Source organism: Mycolicibacter sinensis (assembly GCF_001673565.1).
Lineage (GTDB): Bacteria > Actinomycetota > Actinomycetes > Mycobacteriales > Mycobacteriaceae > Mycobacterium > Mycobacterium sinense_C.
This window is the reverse complement of sequence record NZ_LZMF01000042.1, coordinates 43,080-60,811: the sequence shown is the minus strand read 5'-3', so window position 1 is coordinate 60,811 and position 17,732 is coordinate 43,080. Positions and strand designations below refer to the sequence as shown.

21 protein-coding genes are annotated in these 17,732 nt (G+C 68.3%); 10 read left to right on the top strand and 11 right to left on the bottom strand.

The window, feature by feature from the left end:
* Window positions 1-4 precede the first annotated feature (4 nt).
* Window positions 5-1,156 (bottom strand): isobutyryl-CoA dehydrogenase, encoded by a 1,152-nt coding sequence (locus A5648_RS07540; protein WP_065023945.1) that lies wholly within the window; start codon window positions 1,154-1,156, stop codon window positions 5-7.
* A 23-nt stretch (window positions 1,157-1,179) separates the two neighbouring features.
* Window positions 1,180-2,712, bottom strand: coding sequence for a CoA-acylating methylmalonate-semialdehyde dehydrogenase (locus A5648_RS07535; protein WP_065023944.1), 1,533 nt, complete (start codon window positions 2,710-2,712; stop codon window positions 1,180-1,182).
* A gap of 159 nt (window positions 2,713-2,871) precedes the next feature.
* On the opposite strand from A5648_RS07535, the gene A5648_RS07530 reads away from it, so the two are divergent.
* Both A5648_RS07530 and A5648_RS07525 read left to right on the top strand, forming a co-directional pair.
* A complete protein-coding gene (locus tag A5648_RS07530) occupies window positions 2,872-3,594 on the top strand; it encodes an ABC transporter ATP-binding protein (RefSeq protein WP_065023943.1) in 723 nt (240 codons plus the stop codon).
* On the top strand, window positions 3,591-6,086 hold the full coding sequence (locus A5648_RS07525; protein WP_065023942.1) for an ABC transporter permease: 2,496 nt from the start codon (window positions 3,591-3,593) through the stop codon (window positions 6,084-6,086). The genes A5648_RS07530 and A5648_RS07525 overlap by 4 nt, the downstream gene beginning before the upstream one ends.
* A 3-nt stretch (window positions 6,087-6,089) precedes the next feature.
* Here the strand turns inward: A5648_RS07525 and A5648_RS07520 are convergent, their stop codons facing one another.
* Genes A5648_RS07520 through A5648_RS07490 form a run of 7 tightly spaced genes read right to left on the bottom strand, consistent with a single transcriptional unit; the run spans window position 6,090 to window position 11,509 of the window.
* Entirely contained in the window at window positions 6,090-6,623 is a 534-nt protein-coding gene (locus tag A5648_RS07520; RefSeq protein ID WP_065023941.1) for a hypothetical protein, read from the bottom strand.
* A complete protein-coding gene (locus A5648_RS07515; protein ID WP_065023940.1) occupies window positions 6,623-7,252 on the bottom strand; it encodes a class I SAM-dependent methyltransferase in 630 nt (209 codons plus the stop codon). Before A5648_RS07515 ends, A5648_RS07520 begins: the two co-directional genes overlap by 1 nt.
* Window positions 7,249-7,842, bottom strand: coding sequence for a DUF4389 domain-containing protein (locus A5648_RS07510; protein ID WP_065023939.1), 594 nt, complete (start codon window positions 7,840-7,842; stop codon window positions 7,249-7,251). Before A5648_RS07510 ends, A5648_RS07515 begins: the two co-directional genes overlap by 4 nt.
* The gene (locus tag A5648_RS07505; protein WP_234787350.1) at window positions 7,842-9,008 is read right to left on the bottom strand and encodes an FAD-dependent oxidoreductase; all 1,167 of its coding nucleotides are present in this window, start codon (window positions 9,006-9,008) and stop codon (window positions 7,842-7,844) included. The genes A5648_RS07510 and A5648_RS07505 overlap by 1 nt, the downstream gene beginning before the upstream one ends.
* A gap of 42 nt (window positions 9,009-9,050) precedes the next feature.
* Window positions 9,051-9,623 (bottom strand): dTDP-4-dehydrorhamnose 3,5-epimerase, encoded by a 573-nt coding sequence (gene rfbC, locus A5648_RS07500; protein WP_065023938.1) that lies wholly within the window; start codon window positions 9,621-9,623, stop codon window positions 9,051-9,053.
* Between the two features lies 1 nt (window position 9,624).
* A complete protein-coding gene (rfbB, locus tag A5648_RS07495; RefSeq protein ID WP_065023937.1) occupies window positions 9,625-10,620 on the bottom strand; it encodes a dTDP-glucose 4,6-dehydratase in 996 nt (331 codons plus the stop codon).
* Window positions 10,621-10,651: 31 nt separating this feature from the next.
* The gene (locus tag A5648_RS07490) at window positions 10,652-11,509 is read right to left on the bottom strand and encodes an LLM class F420-dependent oxidoreductase (RefSeq protein ID WP_065023968.1); all 858 of its coding nucleotides are present in this window, start codon (window positions 11,507-11,509) and stop codon (window positions 10,652-10,654) included.
* 270 nt (window positions 11,510-11,779) lie between these two features.
* On the opposite strand from A5648_RS07490, the gene infA reads away from it, so the two are divergent.
* The 8 genes from infA (at window position 11,780) to truA (ending at window position 16,345) form a co-directional block, all read left to right on the top strand.
* Window positions 11,780-12,001, top strand: coding sequence for a translation initiation factor IF-1 (gene infA, locus A5648_RS07485; protein WP_065023936.1), 222 nt, complete (start codon window positions 11,780-11,782; stop codon window positions 11,999-12,001).
* A 57-nt stretch (window positions 12,002-12,058) separates the two neighbouring features.
* Window positions 12,059-12,172: a 50S ribosomal protein L36 gene (gene rpmJ / locus A5648_RS07480; RefSeq protein WP_003879483.1), complete on the top strand. Its 114-nt coding sequence runs from the start codon at window positions 12,059-12,061 to the stop codon at window positions 12,170-12,172.
* 187 nt (window positions 12,173-12,359) lie between these two features.
* On the top strand, window positions 12,360-12,734 hold the full coding sequence (gene rpsM / locus A5648_RS07475) for a 30S ribosomal protein S13 (protein ID WP_024443769.1): 375 nt from the start codon (window positions 12,360-12,362) through the stop codon (window positions 12,732-12,734).
* Window positions 12,735-12,739: 5 nt separating this feature from the next.
* On the top strand, window positions 12,740-13,150 hold the full coding sequence (gene rpsK / locus A5648_RS07470) for a 30S ribosomal protein S11 (RefSeq protein ID WP_013830211.1): 411 nt from the start codon (window positions 12,740-12,742) through the stop codon (window positions 13,148-13,150).
* A gap of 15 nt (window positions 13,151-13,165) precedes the next feature.
* A complete protein-coding gene (rpsD, locus tag A5648_RS07465; RefSeq protein WP_013830210.1) occupies window positions 13,166-13,771 on the top strand; it encodes a 30S ribosomal protein S4 in 606 nt (201 codons plus the stop codon).
* Window positions 13,772-13,841: 70 nt separating this feature from the next.
* Window positions 13,842-14,885: a DNA-directed RNA polymerase subunit alpha gene (locus A5648_RS07460; protein ID WP_065023935.1), complete on the top strand. Its 1,044-nt coding sequence runs from the start codon at window positions 13,842-13,844 to the stop codon at window positions 14,883-14,885.
* A 76-nt stretch (window positions 14,886-14,961) separates the two neighbouring features.
* Window positions 14,962-15,501 carry a 50S ribosomal protein L17 gene (rplQ, locus tag A5648_RS07455; protein ID WP_065023934.1) on the top strand — a complete coding sequence of 180 codons (540 nt, stop codon included), beginning with the start codon at window positions 14,962-14,964 and terminating at the stop codon, window positions 15,499-15,501.
* Window positions 15,455-16,345: a tRNA pseudouridine(38-40) synthase TruA gene (gene truA / locus A5648_RS07450; protein WP_109470714.1), complete on the top strand. Its 891-nt coding sequence runs from the start codon at window positions 15,455-15,457 to the stop codon at window positions 16,343-16,345. Before rplQ ends, truA begins: the two co-directional genes overlap by 47 nt.
* Before the next feature lie 71 nt (window positions 16,346-16,416).
* On the opposite strand, the gene A5648_RS07445 is transcribed toward truA, so the two are convergent.
* On the bottom strand, window positions 16,417-17,046 hold the full coding sequence (locus A5648_RS07445; RefSeq protein WP_065023932.1) for a cutinase family protein: 630 nt from the start codon (window positions 17,044-17,046) through the stop codon (window positions 16,417-16,419).
* 68 nt (window positions 17,047-17,114) lie between these two features.
* On the bottom strand, window positions 17,115-17,708 hold the full coding sequence (locus A5648_RS07440; RefSeq protein WP_082966369.1) for a cutinase family protein: 594 nt from the start codon (window positions 17,706-17,708) through the stop codon (window positions 17,115-17,117).
* Between the last annotated feature and the right edge of the window lie 24 nt (window positions 17,709-17,732).

The window sequence follows — 17,732 nt, the reverse complement described above, 5'->3', positions numbered from 1 at the left end:
CCGGCTACTGGCCAGACCGGACGCGGGCGGCTTGGGCCCGGCCGATCACCATCCGCATGATCTCGTTGGTGCCCTCCAGGATGCGGTGCACCCGCAGATCCCGGACGATTTTCTCCAGACCGTACTCGCGCAGATACCCATAGCCGCCATGCAGTTGCAGCGCCTGGTCGGCGACGTCGAAGCAGGCGTCGGTGACGTAGCGCTTGGCCATCGCGCACAGTTCGACCTTGTCGGGCGCGTTGTCGTCGAGCGCGGTCGCCGCGCGCCACAGCAGCAGCCGGGAGGTCTCCAGTGCGGTCGCCATGTCGGCGAGGGTGAAGCGGATCGTCGGCTCGTCGAGCAGTGCCTTGCCGAACGCCGACCGGTCGGCCAGGTAGCCGCCGGTCTTGTCGAACGCGGCCTGACCGCCGCCCAGCGAGCAGGCCGCGATGTTGATCCGGCCACCGTTAAGGCCGTTCATCGCGATCGAGAAGCCGGTTCCTTCGCCATCGGGGCCGCCCAACATCGCCTCGGCGGGCACCCGCACCCCGTCGAGAATCACCTGCGCGGTCGGTTGGGAGTTCCAGCCCATCTTCTGCTCGGCGGCACCGAAACTCAGTCCGGGCGTGTCCTTTTCGATGATGAACGCCGAGATGCCCCGTGGGCCCTCGCTGCCCGTGCGGGCCATCACCACGTACACATCCGAGACACCGGCGCCGGAGATGAACTGCTTGACGCCATCGAGCACGTAGTCGCCGCCTTGGCGCACCGCGCGGGTGCTCAGCGCACTGGCGTCGGATCCGGCCCCCGGTTCGGTGAGGCAGTAGCTGGCGACCGAGGTCATCGGCGCCAACCTGGGCACCCAGTTCTTGCGCTGCTCTTCGGTGCCGTAGCTGTCGATCATCCAGGCGCACATGTTGTGGATCGACAGGTAGGCGGCGATCACCGGGTCGGCGATCGCCAACTGCTCGAAGATGCGCACCCCGTCCAGGCGGCGCAGCCCGGACCCGCCGACGTCGTCACGGCAGTAGATCGCGGCCATCCCCAGCTCGGCCGCCTCCCGCATCACGTCCACCGGAAAGTGGTGCGTCTCATCCCATTCCAGGGCGTGTGGGGCGAGACGCTTCTCGGCGAACGCCGCGGCGGTCTCGACGATTACCCGTTCTTCGTCATCCATAGTCGTGTTCACAGTCTGGGTCGTTAACCCATTGTGGGGATGTGGAATTCGGCGCCGTCCTTGATGCCGGAGGGCCAGCGCTGCGTGACGGTCTTGACCTTGGTGTAGAACTGGATCGACGCGGTGCCGTGCTGGTTGAGGTCGCCGAAGCCGGACCGCTTCCAGCCGCCGAAGGTGTGGTAGGCCACCGGCACCGGGATCGGCACGTTCACCCCGACCATGCCGACCTGCACCCGGGAGGTGAAGTCGCGGGCGGTGTCGCCGTCACGGGTGAAGATCGCCACCCCGTTGCCGTACTCGTGCTCGGACGGCAATGCCAGGGCCTCTTCGTAATTGGCCGCCCGGACAATGCACAGCACCGGGCCGAAGATCTCGTCGGTGTAGATCGACATGTCGGTGGTGACGTGGTCGAACAGGGTGGGCCCGATGAAATAGCCCCCGGAGAGGCTGGCCGGCCCGTCCGGAAGGCCGAACTCCAGGTCGTCGGCGGCGCGGGTCCGGCCGTCGACCACCAATTCGGCGCCGGCTTCCACGCCCTGCCCGATGTAGTCGCGGACCCGGGCGAGTGCGGCCTCGGTGATCAGCGGTCCGTAGTCGGATTTGGGGTCCAGGCTGTGTCCGACCCGCAACTGGTTGACCCGCTCGACCAGCTTGGAGCGAAGCGCCTCCGCGGTCTCCTCACCGACCGGCACCGCCACGCTGATCGCCATGCAGCGCTCGCCGGCACTGCCGTATCCGGCGCCGATCAGCGCGTCCACCGCCTGGTCCAGGTCGGCGTCGGGCATCACGATCATGTGGTTCTTCGCCCCGCCGAAGCAGTGTGCCCGTTTGCCGTTCGCGGTGGCGGTCGAATAGATGTACTCGGCGATGTCGGAGCTGCCGACGAAACCGACCGCGGCGATGTCGGGGTGGCCCAGCAGAGCGTCCACCGCCACTTTGTCGCCGTGCACCACCTGGAACACCCCGGGCGGCAAGCCGGCCTCCAAGAAGAGTTCGGCCAAGCGCACCGGGACCGAGGGGTCGCGCTCGGACGGCTTGAGGATGAACGCGTTGCCGCAGGCCAGCGCGGGGCCGGCCTTCCACAGCGGGATCATCGCAGGGAAGTTGAACGGGGTGATCCCGGCGACGACGCCCAGCGGCTGGCGCAGCGAGAACACGTCGATGCCCGGACCGGCGCCCTCGGTGTGCTCGCCTTTGAGCAGGTGCGGGATGCCGATGGCGAACTCGATCACCTCGATGCCGCGCTGGATGTCGCCGCGGGAGTCGTCCACGGTCTTGCCGTGTTCGCGGGAGAGCAGCTCGGCCAATTCGTCCATGTTGGCGTTGACCAGCTCGATGAAGCGCATCAGCACGCGGGCCCGGCGCTGCGGGTTGTAGGCGGCCCAGTTCTTTTGGGCGGCCGCGGCCACCGCGACCGCGGCGTCGACCTCGGCGGCGTCGGCCAGCGGGACCTTCGCCTGTACCGCGCCGGTGCTGGGATCGAAGACGTCGGCGGTGCGCTGCGAACTGCCAGCGACGCGTTTGCCGTCGATGAAGTGCGAAATCTGTGTGGTCATGCGTCATCCCCGTGACTGTGGTGGTGAGCCGGAACCGGCCCGACCCCGAGAATACTAGGACATCCTAGTAAATGCGAGGGGGTCGTATTCGTTTTCGAACCGTTCGCGGGCCGGACTCGTGGTATTCGTATCGGCGGTGCGCGGCCCCGCGGGAGGACCATGACCAGAGGACGTGACCAGCGCGCACTCACCATCGACCTTCGCGATGTGGTGCGCGAGTACCGGGTCGGTGATCAGGCGGTGCGGGCGCTCGACCGGATCAGTCTGCACCTCACCGGCGGACAGTTCGTGGCGATCGTCGGGCCGTCGGGGGCGGGCAAAAGTACGCTGCTGCACCTGCTCGGCGCACTGGACACCCCGGATACCGGTTCCATCGCCTTCGACGGCGACGAGATCGGCCGGCTTGGCGATGAGGAACAGTCCCGGTTTCGCCATCATCAGGTGGGGTTCGTCTTTCAGTTCTTCAACCTGCTGCCCACCCTGTCGGCGTGGGAGAACGTGGCGGTCCCGACGCTGCTCGACGGTGTCCGGCTGGGCAGGGCCCGCGCCGATGCGGTCCGGTTGCTGGACCGGGTGGGTCTGGGCAACCGCACCGAGCACCGCCCGGCGGAACTGTCCGGAGGCCAGATGCAGCGGGTCGCGGTGGCGCGAGCGCTGATGATGGACCCGGCGCTGATCCTGGCCGACGAACCTACCGGGAACCTCGATTCCACCACCGGCGCATCGATTCTGGCGTTGCTCGCCGAGGTGGCACACGAGGGCAGCCGCGGGCGGCTGGTGGTCATGGTGACCCACAACGGTGATGCCGCAGCGGCCACCGATCGGGTGATCACCCTGCAGGACGGTCGGGTCGGTTCCGACGCCGCACTGGTCGCGAGATGAAACCGGCCACGGCGATGGCGGCCGCGAGCCGGCTGCGCGTGTTCAGCGTGCGTGAACTCGCCGTGCACCGTCGGCGCACCACCGCCTCGATCGCCGTCATGGCGGTGTCCGCCCTGTATCTGGTCGCGATCTTCGGCATCTTCGGATCCATCACCGGATCGGTGAACCGGCTGGCCGATCAGATCGCCGGCATCGCGTCTTTGGAGGTATCCGGTATCACCGACTCCGGCTTTCCCGACAGCATCGTCACAGAGGTCGCCGCGGTGCCCGGCGTGGCGACCGCGGCACCGATGATCCGGACGTCGGCGGCCACTGCCGCGGGCCCGGTGTTGTTGCTCGGTGCGGACGCGAGCAGCGCCGCGTTGGAGGGAGCTCTCAAGAGCGCCGTCGGCGCACCGCCGGGGGTGCGGCAGCCCAATGGCGTGCGGGTCGGGCCCGGTGTCGCTCATGCGGAAGGCGAGACGTTCCAGCTGGGTTCGGGTTCGGTCGTCGTCGCCGAGGTACTGGCCGGCAAGCAGCTCGCCGACCTCAACGGCGGCCACTACGTGCTGGCCCCGCTTGCGTTGGCGCAGAACGTCACCGGACGCATGGGGCAACTCGACTCGCTGTTGATCACCGTCAAACCCGGTGCCGACCTGGCGGCCGTGCGCGCCGCGGTCACCGCCGCCGTGGGCGGCCGGGCGGTCGTCGCGGATCCGAGTCTGCGGGCGGCTCGGGCCGGCGACGGGGTCAAGCTGATGAACTACATGGCGCTGATGGGGGCGGCGGTCGCGTTGGTGGTCGGCGCGTTCCTGATCTACACCACCATGACCATGGCGATCACCGCGCGCCGGCCGGTGATCTCGATGCTGCGGGCGATCGGGGGCCGACGCGCCATGATCGTGCGCGACATGCTGGCCGAGGCCGCGATTCTCGGGCTGATCGGTGGTGCGCTCGGGGCGGGCGCCGGTATCTTCGCCGGCCGCATGGCGATCGGCCGATTGCCGCCGGCCATAACGCAGGGGCTGGAGGCCCGGGTCGAATACCTGTTGCCCGGCTACGCGATTCCGGCCGCGCTGGCGGCGACGGTACTCACCGGCGTGGCCGCCGCGGCGATGACCACCCGGCAGGTCTACAAGGTCGCGCCGATCGAGGCCCTCGCGCCGCCCGGGGCGTCGGCGGCCGACGTGGTACCTCGCTGGTTGCGGGTCGGAAGCGGAGTGGTGGCGCTCGCGGTGTTCGCGGCAGCGATCGCGATGGTGCTCGCCCGGCACGGCTCCCTCGCGTTCGCCGGGATGATCGCGCTGTTCTGCGCCGAGATCGCGATCGGATTCGCGCTCACCACACCGATCGTGAATGCCACCGCCGCCACCTCTCGGCTCTTCGGAACCGTTGGGGCACTGGCGGCTGCGACCATTCAACGTGCGCCGCGGCGGGTGTGGGCCACCGTCATGACCGTGCTCATCGCCGTGATCACCACGGTGATGATCACCGGCACCAACGCCGACATGGTCGCCTCGGCGCGCGGTGTCTTCGCGCCGGCCGCGGGAGCCGACGTGTGGGTAAGTGCTGATCCGCCCGACAGCTATCCCACCGATGCGCTGCCAAGTGGCCTCGCCGACACGGTGGCCGCGGTGCCGGGCGTCGCACGGGTCACCGAGGGCGCCGTCGGCTTCGCCGTGGTCGGCGGCACCCGCGTCCTGCTCGACGGGTTCGCCCCGGGAACCCACGATCCGCTGTACCGCGCGCTCAGCCCGCCGCTTCGGGAGGACGTGCTCACCGGCCGCGGCGTGGTGCTGTCGGCGAATCTTGGTAGGACGCTGCATGTCGGTGTGGGCGATCAGCTGGAGCTCCAGACGCCGCACGGCCCGCAGCGCACGACGGTGCTGGCCTTGGTGCCGTACTTCTCCACGGTCATCGGCACCGTCGGAATCAGCCTCGATCGCCTGCGGACGTGGTTCGACCGGCCGGTGGCGACCACCCTGCAGATCACCGCGGCCGCCGGGGTGGATCGCCGGCACCTGGTGGACGACGTCCGCCGGGCGGTACCCGCGCCCAACCACGTCTACGACGGCGACGCGGCGCTGGCGGGACTCGAGGCGCCGCTGCACCAGAGCATGTTCATCGCCAACGCGGTGTTGGTGATCGTGGTGATCGTGGCCGCGGTCGCCCTGTTCAACACGCTGACACTGTCGGTGCTGGAGCGCCGCCGCGAACTCGGGGTGTTGCGGGCGATGGGAGCCAGCCGCCGGTTCACCGTGCGGATGGTGCTGGCCGAGGCGGTGGGCATCGGTGCCGTCGGCGGTGCGTTCGGGCTGCTGCTCGGCCTGCTGGACCAGTGGCTCTACAGCCTGGTCAGCGCGGACATCATGAACTTCGCCGTCACCTTCCGGCCCAGCCCGATGGCGGCTGCGTTCACCCTGGGTGCGTTGGTGATCAGCCTGCTCGGTGCGCTGCCGCCGGCGCGGCGGGCGGCGCGGCTGAACATCATCGCGGCGGTGAGCGTCGAATAGATGCTAAAAGCCCAGTTGGACAAGCAAAGTGAACAGATCGGCGAACGGATCCGGGAAGGGAAGGGTGAACGAACCGTCGAGGAACGAGAAGACCGAACTCTCGAAGGTGTTCACCGTCGCCCCGGCCAGGCCGATGCTTGCGTCGCCCAAGCCCAAGGTCCCCTCGGGGTCGGCGCCTGACGTCAAGATATCGGTGAAGAGTGGTGTTTGGATGGCGAACGCAACGTAATCGTCGTCCGGGTCGGCCGCCGATGTGAGGGTGAGGATGCCGAGATCGTGGATATTGCTTATAAAGTCGGGATCCGAGACACTGTCGACGGGTTCTGACCCGAGGGACGTCAGGTCCGGGAACTGGAACCCGTCCAACGGTGTGGTCGCGAGCAGCCCCAAGTTGTCGGTCTGACCGGCCAACACGGTGTCCATCGACCAGACGTCATCAGGCGGGCCGGTGGGGGAGGTGAGAGTGGCGCCCAGTGGGCTCAGCCCGGCGGGCAGGACCACCCCGCCAACGGTGGCGAGGGCGAATAATCGGTTCATCAGAATTCCTTTCTCACGGTGGTGAATCCCTGCAGATGCGGTGTGCACGGCGGCGGCACCGGAGTGCGCCGGACGCGACGCAGTGTGGTGGTGTCGAACCCGGCCGCGGCGATGGCGTCGACGGTGCGCCGGTTCGGCCTGCACCCGGACGCCAGCCACGACCACGGTCCGGCGATCAGGTCCTGGAATCGGCCCAGGGCACCGTCGCCGCGGACATGTTCCAGCACGACCAACCGGCCATTGGGCGCGAGCACTCGCCGGATCTCGGTGAGGGTGGCGGCGACATCGTCGACCGAGCACAACACCAGCCCGACATGCACCGAGTCGAAACTATTGTCCGGGAATGGAATCGACTCACCGATTCCGTCTACGACCGTGACCTCGATACCGTGCCGGCGCGCGAGCGCTGAGGCCATCCGCCGCATCGCCGCCACCGGCTCCACGGCGGCGATCGACGTCACCGCGGGCGGAATGAACAACAGGTCGCTACCCGGGCCCAGGCCCAGCATCAGCAACCGCCCGGTCGTGTGGCTCATCGCCGCCCGGCGATAGCGGCGATAGAACAGCCGATCGAAGACCGGCATGCCAAGCCGATACACGTACGGGAACAACGGATTACCGCGCATCATCGGCTGCCCATATCCAGTCGGTACGGCGGATACTCGTCACGCATCAGCGAGACGTAGGCGGCCACCCGGTAGCGCCATCGCGCCATGCCCATCAACAGGTCGAACAGGCTCGGCGACACCGTCCCCATGGACAACAACCACCCGGCGTTGATCACGCACAGCACCTGCAGCAGCGGCTCCATCGCCCAGCACACGATGACCTGCGGCAGCGCCAACGGCAATCGCACCAGCACCGCCCACCGGCTGAACCGTTCGGGGTAGCTGACGTGCAGATCGGCGGGATAGTCGGACCGGGACGCCAACGCAAAAGGCGGGTACTTGTCGGTGGCATTCATCGGAAACCGGTAATTCATCACCCGCCACGACCAGCGCAACACCCCGACATTGAAGTCGAAGATGGGCCGCGGAAACCGCCCGGTGAACAGGATCGCCACGCCCGCAACGAGAGTCAGCAGCGGATAGACCAGGTAGAGCCCGATCAGGATCGGGTAGTGCGGGGCGGCCAGCACGCACCATTTGAGCAGCCACAACCAGCGTGCCGGCGCATCGATAGCGCCGCGTACTCGTACCGGATCGTTCGGGCTCGTCATCACCGTCTGCCGATCGCCTGGCTGATTTCGGTGGCCATCCGGCGGTGGCTGGACCACCGCAGAAACGTTGTCAGCGCCCAGGTGTGGAACCGGTCCGGGATCAGTGCCGCCGGCCTGAGAACGGACTCGCCGTGGGACACCGGCAGTGACGCCACCCGCGACACCGTCGCCACCCGGCGTCTCCGGCTTCGCTCGTAGGTGCGCAGTGCACCCGGGACGGCGGTGCGGCCGACGTTCGACAACGCCTGTCGCAACACCATCGTGTCGAGCAGCGCCTGATTGGTTCCCTGGGCGAGGGTGGGCGGCATGGTGTGTGCCGCATCGCCGAGCAGAGTGAGCGCGCCGTGGCCCGGCGGCGGAATCGGATGGCGGAAATGCGGATACGGCGACGAGGCCAGATCGTCTTCGGTCAGGGCGGCGAGCACCCGGTCGGCCGCATCCGACCATCCGCTGAACTTCGAGCGGATCACCTCGATCGGGTGCTGCGGTCGGGAGAAGTCGAACGACCACGGCAGGTCGAACCACCACTGAATCTCGCCGCCGCCGGCCGGCCACAGCCCGAGGTTCCCGTGCTCGCCGATGGCGACGAGTGCGACATCCGTGTCGGCGACGTCGGGCAGGGTGACCAGTCCCTGCCAGCTGCACCAGCCGGTTGGGTTGGCGTGGCGCGCCCCGACGACGTCGCGGACCCGCGAATGCAGGCCGTCCGCGCCGATCAGCACGTCTCCGTCGGCGCGGCTGCCGTCGTCGAATCCGACGCGCACGCCCTGGTGGTTGGAGTGCACCAGGACCAGCCGGGCGCCGCAGTGGATGCGGTCGCGCGGAAACCCGTCCAGCAGGCGTTCCAGCAGCACGCGGCGCGGAACCATCCGAACGGGCGCACCCAGCCGGTCGGCCATGGCGGTCAGATCCAGCGTGGCCAGCGGACGGCCGGCCGACGTCACAACCCGGACGGTGGACAGCCGCTGGCCGGCGCCGTCCATCGCAACGCCCAGCTGGCGAAGAACCATGGCCCCGTTGGGCCAGATGGTCACCGCGCCGCCGGCCGCCCGCACGTCGGTGCCCTGCTCGAAGACAGAGACTTCGTGTCCGTCGCGAAGCAGTCCCCGCGCAGCGGAAATTCCGCCTACGCCCGCACCGACAACGAGGATCCGCGCCGTCCCCACACCTCAATCACGACGTGCGCCGCGCGATGGTTCAGTGCCTGCTCAGTTGGCTTTCCAGTCCGGCAACAGTCCGGCGGCCCGGACCTCAGCCAGCGACGGTGCGTCGCGGTCCCGCGCGGAGAGCACCAGCGGGTGATCGGCCGGCCAGTCGATGCCGATCGCCGGGTCGGTGGCGCAGATGGTGTGTTCGCGCTGCGGGTCGTAACCGGCCGAGCACAGGTACATCACCGTCGAATCATCTTGCAGCGCGAGGAATCCGTGGGCCAAGCCGGCCGCCAGGTAGATCGACCGGCGGTTCTGGGTGTCCAGCAGCACCGAATCCCACTGCCCGTATGTCGGTGAGCCGACCCGGATGTCGACGACGACGTCGAAGACCGCCCCCGACACGCAGGTGACGTATTTGGCCTGCCCGGGCGGCACCTCGGCGAAGTGCAGGCCGCGCAGCACACCGGCCCGCGACACCGAGCAGTTGGCCTGGCGCACGTCGAAGCGGTGCCCGGCGAAGGCGGTGAACTCTTCGTCGGTGAACCACTCGAAGAACACGCCGCGGTCATCGGCGTGCTGGGTCGGGGTGAGCTCGAAGGCTCCCGGGACGGCCAGTTCGCGGAACGCCACGTCAGCGTCCCAGCTCGGCGTAGCGGGCTTCGGCGGCCTCTTTCAAGGGCGCCCACCAGGGCTCGTTGGCGCGATACCAGTCGATGGTCGAGCGCAGGCCGGCCTCGAAGTCGGTGTGCTCGGGCTTCCAATCCAGTTCGTCGCGCAGCGCCGACGGCTCGATCGCGTAGCGCAGATCGTGGCCGGGCCGGTCGGGCACGTGGTCGAAGTCGTCGGGGTCGTGGCCCATCAGCCGCAGGATGGTCTGCAGCACACTGCGGTTGTCGCGTTCGCCGTCGGCGCCGATCAGATAGGTGCGCCCGGCATGCCCGCGGGTCATGATCTGCCAGACGGCGGCGTTGTGGTCGTCGACGTGGATCCAGTCGCGTACGTTGGCGCCGCTGCCGTACAGCTTGGCGCGGCGTCCGGTCAGCAGGTTGGTGATCTGCCGCGGGATGAACTTCTCCACGTGCTGGTAGGGGCCGTAGTTGTTCGAGCAGTTCGAGATCGTCGCGTGGATGCGAAAGGAGCGCACCCAGGACTGCACCAGCAGGTCGGCGGCGGCCTTGGTCGACGAGTACGGGCTCGACGGGCGATAGGGGGTCGTCTCGGTGAACCGGCGCGGGTCGTCGAGGGCCAGCTCGCCGTAGACCTCGTCGGTGGAAATGTGGTGCAGCCGTACCCCGTGCCGGCGTACCGCCTCCAGCACGGTGAAGGTGCCGATCACGTTGGAACGCAGGAACGGTTCGGGTTCGGCCAGCGCGTTGTCCACGTGGGTTTCGGCGGCGAAGTGCACCACCGTGTCGGAGTCGGCGACCAGCCGCTCCACCAGCGCGGTATCGGTGATGTCGCCTTCCACCAGGGCGATCTCGCGCGCGGTGTTGGCCAGTGACTCGCGGCTGCCGGCGTAGGTCAGGGCGTCCAGCACGGTGATCTGGGCGTCGGGGTGCTGGGCGAGTGTGCTGTGCACGAAGTTGGCGCCGATGAACCCGGCGCCGCCGGTGACCAGCAGACGCATGGGGCAACCCTAGCGGTGGCGGGGGCGCCCCTCAGTCGCGCGGTGTCAGCCCCAGCGGCCCGGCGAGCTCCGTCAGCGTCGGCAGCAGCTGCTTCCAGCCGCCCAGCACCTGGATCGTCACCTGGTCGGCGCCGGCCGCCAGATGCTCACCCAACCGGGCGGCGACGTCCTCGGCCGTGCCGTGCGCCACCACCGCATCGATCAGCCGGTCGCTGCCGGGCGCACGCACGTCGCGGTCGCCGAAGCCCAGCCGTCGCCAGTTGTTGACGTAGTTCGACAGGCCCAAGTAGAAGCCGACCGCGTCACGTCCGGCGGCGCGCGCGGCCGCGGCATCCGTCGAGAGCACCACCTTGTGCTCGGGCGCCAGGAACACCGATGGCCCGACCAGCTCGCGGGCGGTCGCGGTGTGCTCCGGGGTGGTCAGGTAGGGATGCGCCCCGGCGCTGCGCTCCGCCGCCAGCTGCAGCACCTTGGGACCCAGCGCGGCCAGCACCCGGCGGCTGGTCGGCACCCCGTCCGCGTCCAGGGCGTCGAGATACTCCGTCAACGCCCGATAGGGGCTGCGGTACTCAGCGGTGGCTTCGGAGTGGCCGACGCCGACCCCGAGCAGAAACCGGCCCGGGTAGGCGTCCTCGATCCGGTGAAACGACTCGGCGACCTGCGCTGCCGGCGCCGACCAGACGTTGACGATTCCGGTCGCGACCTGCAACGTCGATGTTGCCGCCAGCAGCGGCTCGACGAAGGAGAGCTCAGGCGCCGGCGAGCCGCCCACCCAGATCGCGCCGTAGCCCAGCCGTTCGATCTCGGTCGCCTGCTCGGGAGTGGGGGATCCGAAGGTCCAAACCGCGTAGCGGCCCATGTCGGGTTTCAGTGAGAGTCCCTCGGTCATGTGCATCCCATCGCTGCGTGGCGACGGCGGGTGCCGCCTGGAATCAGTGTCTCACCGCCGACGATTTTGGCGACCGGCTGTTCAGCGGGTATCGTGGGACGACGGTGCGGCGTCCGCGTCGACTCTTGCGTGCCCAGTCTGAGATTCTTGGCGATTCACCTGGAATTTCCTGCCACCGGCCCACGTTCTGTAGTCGTAGTCGATGCTGCGCCGCGGCGGGCGCATGCACATGTAACAGGTAAGCCAGACACGGAGGATCGCCGGAGAGCAATGGCCAAGAAAGACGGTGCCATCGAGGTCGAGGGTCGCGTGGTCGAGCCCCTGCCCAATGCGATGTTTCGCATTGAGCTGGAGAACGGACACCGAGTTCTCGCCCACATCAGCGGCAAGATGCGGCAGCACTACATCCGTATCCTGCCGGAGGACCGGGTGGTCGTGGAGCTGTCGCCCTACGACCTGACCCGCGGACGCATCGTCTACCGGTACAAGTAATCCCGCACAAGCTCCACCCGTACGTCAACCAGCGATGAGAACAGGACCACAGCAGCCGTGAAGGTGAACCCCAGCGTCAAGCCGATCTGCGACAAGTGCAGGGTGATCCGTCGGCACGGCCGGGTCATGGTGATCTGCTCCGACCCGCGCCACAAGCAGCGTCAGGGCTAGCCATCGCCGGGCTCAGTCCCGCAGACCACAACTGAATGCAGACCTCCCAGTACCAGTGAGCGGCTGGCATCTTTAGAGATGGGCCAGCTCACACACGCCCGGATCGGAGGCCGGGCCCCGGAGCTTTCGGCCGGGAACGGGCTGGGATCACAACCTCCGTAACGAAGATGAAAGGGGCATGCCCCCCATGGCTCGACTTGTGGGCGTCGACCTGCCGCGCGATAAGCGCATGGAGATCGCGCTGACCTATATCTACGGCATCGGCCGTACCCGCTCCAACGAAATCCTGGCCGCGACCGGTATCGACAAGGACCAGCGCAGCAAGGACCTCACCGACGACCAGCTCACCCAGTTGCGTGACTACATCGAGCGCAACCTGAAGGTTGAGGGCGACCTGCGCCGCGAGGTGCAGGCCGACATCCGTCGCAAGATCGAGATCGGCTGCTACCAGGGCCTGCGGCACCGTCGCGGCCTGCCGGTGCGCGGCCAGCGGACCAAGACCAACGCGCGCACCCGCAAGGGCCCCAAGCGCACCATCGCCGGTAAGAAGAAGGCCAGGTAAGACCCATGGCGACGAAGAAAGCGACCGGGCCCAAGAAGGGCCAGAAGACTCGGCGGCGGGAAAAGAAGAACGTCCCGCATGGTGCCGCGCACATCAAGAGCACCTTCAACAACACGATCGTGACGATCACCGACCCGCAGGGCAATGTCATCGCCTGGGCGTCGTCGGGTCACGTCGGGTTCAAGGGCTCGCGTAAGTCCACCCCGTTCGCCGCGCAGCTGGCCGCCGAGAACGCCGCCCGCAAGGCGCAGGAGCACGGCGTGAAGAAGGTCGACGTGTTCGTGAAGGGCCCGGGCTCGGGCCGCGAGACCGCGATCCGTTCGCTGCAGGCTGCCGGCCTGGAGGTCGGCGCGATTTCCGACGTCACACCGCAGCCGCACAACGGCTGCCGTCCGCCCAAGCGGCGCCGGGTCTAGGAGGACTGAAAAAAGATGGCTCGTTACACCGGACCCGCCACCCGCAAGTCCCGCCGGCTGGGCGTCGACCTCGTCGGCGGTGACCAGGCATTCGAGAAGCGGCCCTACCCGCCCGGCCAGCACGGCCGCGCGCGGATCAAGGAAAGCGAATACCGGCTGCAGCTGCAGGAGAAGCAGAAGGCGCGCTTCACCTACGGCGTGATGGAGAAGCAGTTCCGCCGCTACTACGAAGAAGCGGTGCGCCGCGGCGGCAAGACCGGCGAGGAACTGCTGCGCATCCTGGAGAGCCGGCTGGACAACGTGGTCTACCGCGCCGGCCTGGCCCGCACCCGTCGGATGGCCCGCCAGCTGGTCAGCCACGGCCACTTCACCGTCAACGGGGTGAAGGTCGACGTGCCCAGCTACCAGGTGTCGCAGTACGACATCATCGACGTCAAGGACAAGTCGATCAACACGGTGCCGTTCCAGATCTCCCGGGAGACCGCGGGCGACCGCCCGATCCCGGGATGGCTGCAGGTGGTCGGGGAGCGGCAGCGCATCCTGGTCCACCAGCTGCCGGAGCGCGCCCAGATCGATGTTCCGCTCGCCGAGCAGCTGATCGTCGAGTTCTACTCGAAGTAACACCCTGCACTGACCTGTGCAGGACTTGACCGGCATCAAATAGCGGGTGCCGAGAAGGAGATAGAAAACAATGCTGATCTCGCAGCGACCGACCCTGTCCGAAGAGGTTGTGGCCGACAACCGGTCCCAGTTCGTCATCGAACCGCTGGAGCCGGGTTTCGGTTACACCCTGGGGAACTCGCTTCGGCGCACCCTGCTGTCGTCGATCCCCGGCGCGGCCGTCACCAGCATCCGCATCGACGGCGTGCTGCACGAGTTCACCACGGTGCCCGGTGTCAAAGAGGATGTCACCGACATCATCTTGAACCTCAAGGGTCTGGTGGTGTCCTCGGAGGAGGACGAGCCGGTCACCATGTACCTGCGCAAGCAGGGCCCGGGTGCTGTCACCGCCGGTGACATCGTGCCGCCGGCCGGCGTGACGGTGCACAACCCCGACATGCACATCGCCACCCTGAACGACAAGGGCAAGCTCGAGGTCGAGCTGATCGTCGAGCGCGGCCGCGGTTACGTCCCGGCCGTGCAGAACAAGGTCTCCGGTGCCGAGATCGGCCGCATCCCGGTCGACTCGATCTACTCGCCGGTGCTCAAGGTGACCTACAAGGTCGAGGCGACCCGTGTCGAGCAGCGCACCGACTTCGACAAGCTGGTGCTGGACGTGGAGACCAAGAACTCCATCAGCCCGCGGGACGCGCTGGCCTCGGCCGGCAAGACCCTGGTCGAATTGTTCGGTCTGGCACGCGAACTCAACGTCGAGGCCGAGGGTATCGAGATCGGGCCGTCGCCGGCCGAGGCGGACCACATCGCGTCGTTCGCCCTGCCGATCGACGACCTGGACTTGACCGTGCGGTCCTACAACTGCCTCAAGCGCGAGGGCGTGCACACCGTCGGGGAGCTGGTCGCCCGGACCGAGTCCGACCTGCTCGACATCCGCAACTTCGGGCAGAAGTCCATCGACGAGGTCAAGGTGAAGCTGCACCAGCTCGGTCTGTCGCTCAAGGACAGCCCGGCCAGCTTCGACCCGTCGCAGGTGGCGGGCTACGACGTCGCCACCGGCACCTGGTCGGGCGACACCAGCTACGACGAGCAGGACTACGCCGAGACCGAGCAGCTCTAAACGCCCAACCTCTCGACAAGAGAGCCGTCCCGGCCCTACCTGATACGGGGGTCGGCCCCATTTAGGAGAAGTCGCAATGCCCAAGCCCACCAAGGGTCCCCGTCTCGGCGGGTCGTCCTCGCACCAGAAGGCGCTGCTGGCCAACCTGGCCACGTCGCTGTTCACCCACGGCCGGATCAAGACGACCGAGCCCAAGGCGCGGGCATTGCGGCCGTACGCCGAGAAGCTGATCACCCACGCCAAGAAGGGCACGCTGCACAACCGGCGTGAGGTGCTCAAGAAGATCCGCGACAAGGACGTGGTGCACTCGCTGTTCGCCGAGATCGCCCCGCACTTCGCGGACCGCAACGGCGGCTACACCCGCATCATCAAGGTCGAGGCGCGTAAGGGCGACAACGCCCCGATGGCCGTGATCGAGCTGGTGCGGGAGAAGACGGTGACGTCGGAGGCCGAGAAGGCGCGCAAGGCCCCTAAGGCTGAAGCCAAGGCTAAGGCTGAGAAGCCGGCCGAGAAGGTCGAGGAGAAGCCCGCCGAGGCTCCCGAGGCCGAGAAGGTCGAGGAGCCGGCCGCTGAGGCCGAGGCTCCCGAGGCCACCGAAGCCACTGACGAGTCCTGAGTCCGGGGCCGAAGTTCGGCTTCGGCTCGACATCGCCTACGACGGCACCGATTTCGCCGGGTGGGCGGTACAGAACGGGCAGCGCACCGTCGCCGGCGTTCTCGAAGAGACGCTGGCGACGGTGTTTCGCGTTCCGGTGCGATTGTTCGCCGCGGGACGTACCGACACCGGCGTGCACGCCACCGGGCAGGTCGCCCACATCGACATCCCGGGATCGGCCCTGGCTCATGCCTATTCGCGTGGGCAGCGGCCCGACGAGCCGGAATTCCTCCCACTGACACGGCGATTGGCGCGTTTCCTGCCGGCCGATGTCCGGGTGCTGCGCGTGGTGCGGGCGGCGCCCGATTTCGACGCGCGGTTCGCGGCGCTGCGGCGCCACTACGTCTACCGGCTCTCGACCGCGCCCTACGGGGTGGTGCCGCAGCTGGCGCGCTACGTCACGGCCTGGCCGCGCCCGCTGGATGTCGAGGCGATGGTACAGGCGTCGCGGGGGCTGTTGGGGCTCAACGACTTCGCGGCGTTCTGCCGACATCGCGTGGGCGCCACCACCATTCGTGATCTGCAGCGGCTGGACTGGGAGCGTGAAGGTGATCTGGTCACCGCGCACGTCAGCGCCGACGCGTTCTGCTGGTCGATGGTTCGCTCGCTGGTCGGGGCGGTGCTCGCGGTCGGTGAGCACCGGCGCAGCGCCACCTGGTGCGCCGACCTTTTGAACGCCGAGCGCCGGTCCAGTGATTTCACCGCCGCGCCGGCGCGCGGCCTGACCCTGGTCGGGGTGGACTACCCGCCGGATGATCAGTTGGCGGCGCGCAGCGTCATCACCCGGGACCTGCGCACGCGCTGACGGTCGAGTGTGCGGTTTGGGTCGCAGAAACGGGATTTCGGCGACCAAACCGCACTGTCGAGGCAGCCGTGCTACAGCAGGCCGGCGACGAACGAGGCGGCCTGATTGGTCATGCTGGGCGTGTAGCCGGAGTGGGCGGCGAAGTTGCGTCCGGGGGAGCAGACCGGGTCGCCGTCGGTGCACAGGTCGATCGTCTTGAACCCGTAGCCGGGGCTGTTCGTCAGCGGCTGCCCGATCTTGTTGGACGGGTTGCCGAACACCGCGATCGCCGCGACGTGGTCGGCGGCCTCGGGCGGCAGCGGCGCGGTGAACCCGAAGCCGGGCACCGGAGCGGCGGCCACCACGTCGATGACGGCGGCGCCTTGCGAGTACCCCCCGAGAACCAGCCGGGTGCCCGGGCAGTTCTCCACCATCCACATCACATGACCGCTGGCGTCGTTGGCGCCGTCGGCGGCCCGACCGAAGTCGTAGCTGGCCGGGTAGTTCACCGCGTAGGTGCCGATCGATCGGGAAGTCTGGCCGCGCAGCGCGCTGACGAAGGCGTTGCCGACCCGGCCCAGGCCCGGCGGCTCATTGGTGCCCCGCGCGAACACCACCTCGGCGTCCGGACACCCGTCGGCCGAAGCCGTCGACGACGGGACGGGGCTGATCAGCAGGGCTGCGGCCAGGGTGCCGGCCGCCAGGATGCGGTATGCCTTCACAGCCGAGAATAGTAGCGAAGCGAAGATGATCTAACTAATCCCGGCGGCCCGGTCGCGACGAAGCCCGGTCAGAGCCTGCCCATGATGAAGTCGGCGGCCTGGTTGATCATGCCGGCCTCGATATAGGCACCGGCCAGGTGCTGTGGCCAGTTCGCTTCCCAGGTGTTGGGGTCGGCCGGATTGCAGATCGGGTCGGCGCCGTGGCACAACTCGATGGTCCGGTCGGCGTACACCGGGCTGAACCGGGTGATCGGCCCGGCCCAGGCGCTGCCGTTGCCGAACAGCGCGACCGCGGCGATGTGTTCGTCGGCGCCAGGCGGCAGCGGGTTGTTGAACGAGAACACGCTCATCGGGACGGCCAGCACGATGTCACTGACCGCCGCGCCCAGCGAGTAGCCTCCGACCACCAAGCGGGTGTCCGGGCAGGTCTGCATCATGTGCTGGATGTGGCCGCTCATGTCGTTGGCGCCGCGATCCACATCGGCGTCCGCGTCGTAGCGGACCGCATACAGCCCGACGGTGCGGTTGGCCCGCGCGCGTAACGCACTGACCAAGGCGTTGCCGATAATGCCCGGGCCGGCCGACTCGAGCCGGCCGCGGGCGAACACCAACTCGACCGGCGGGCAGCCGGCCGCCGCCGCCGAGGGAATGACCGTCGGCATCAGCGCGGGAGCGATCAAGGACAC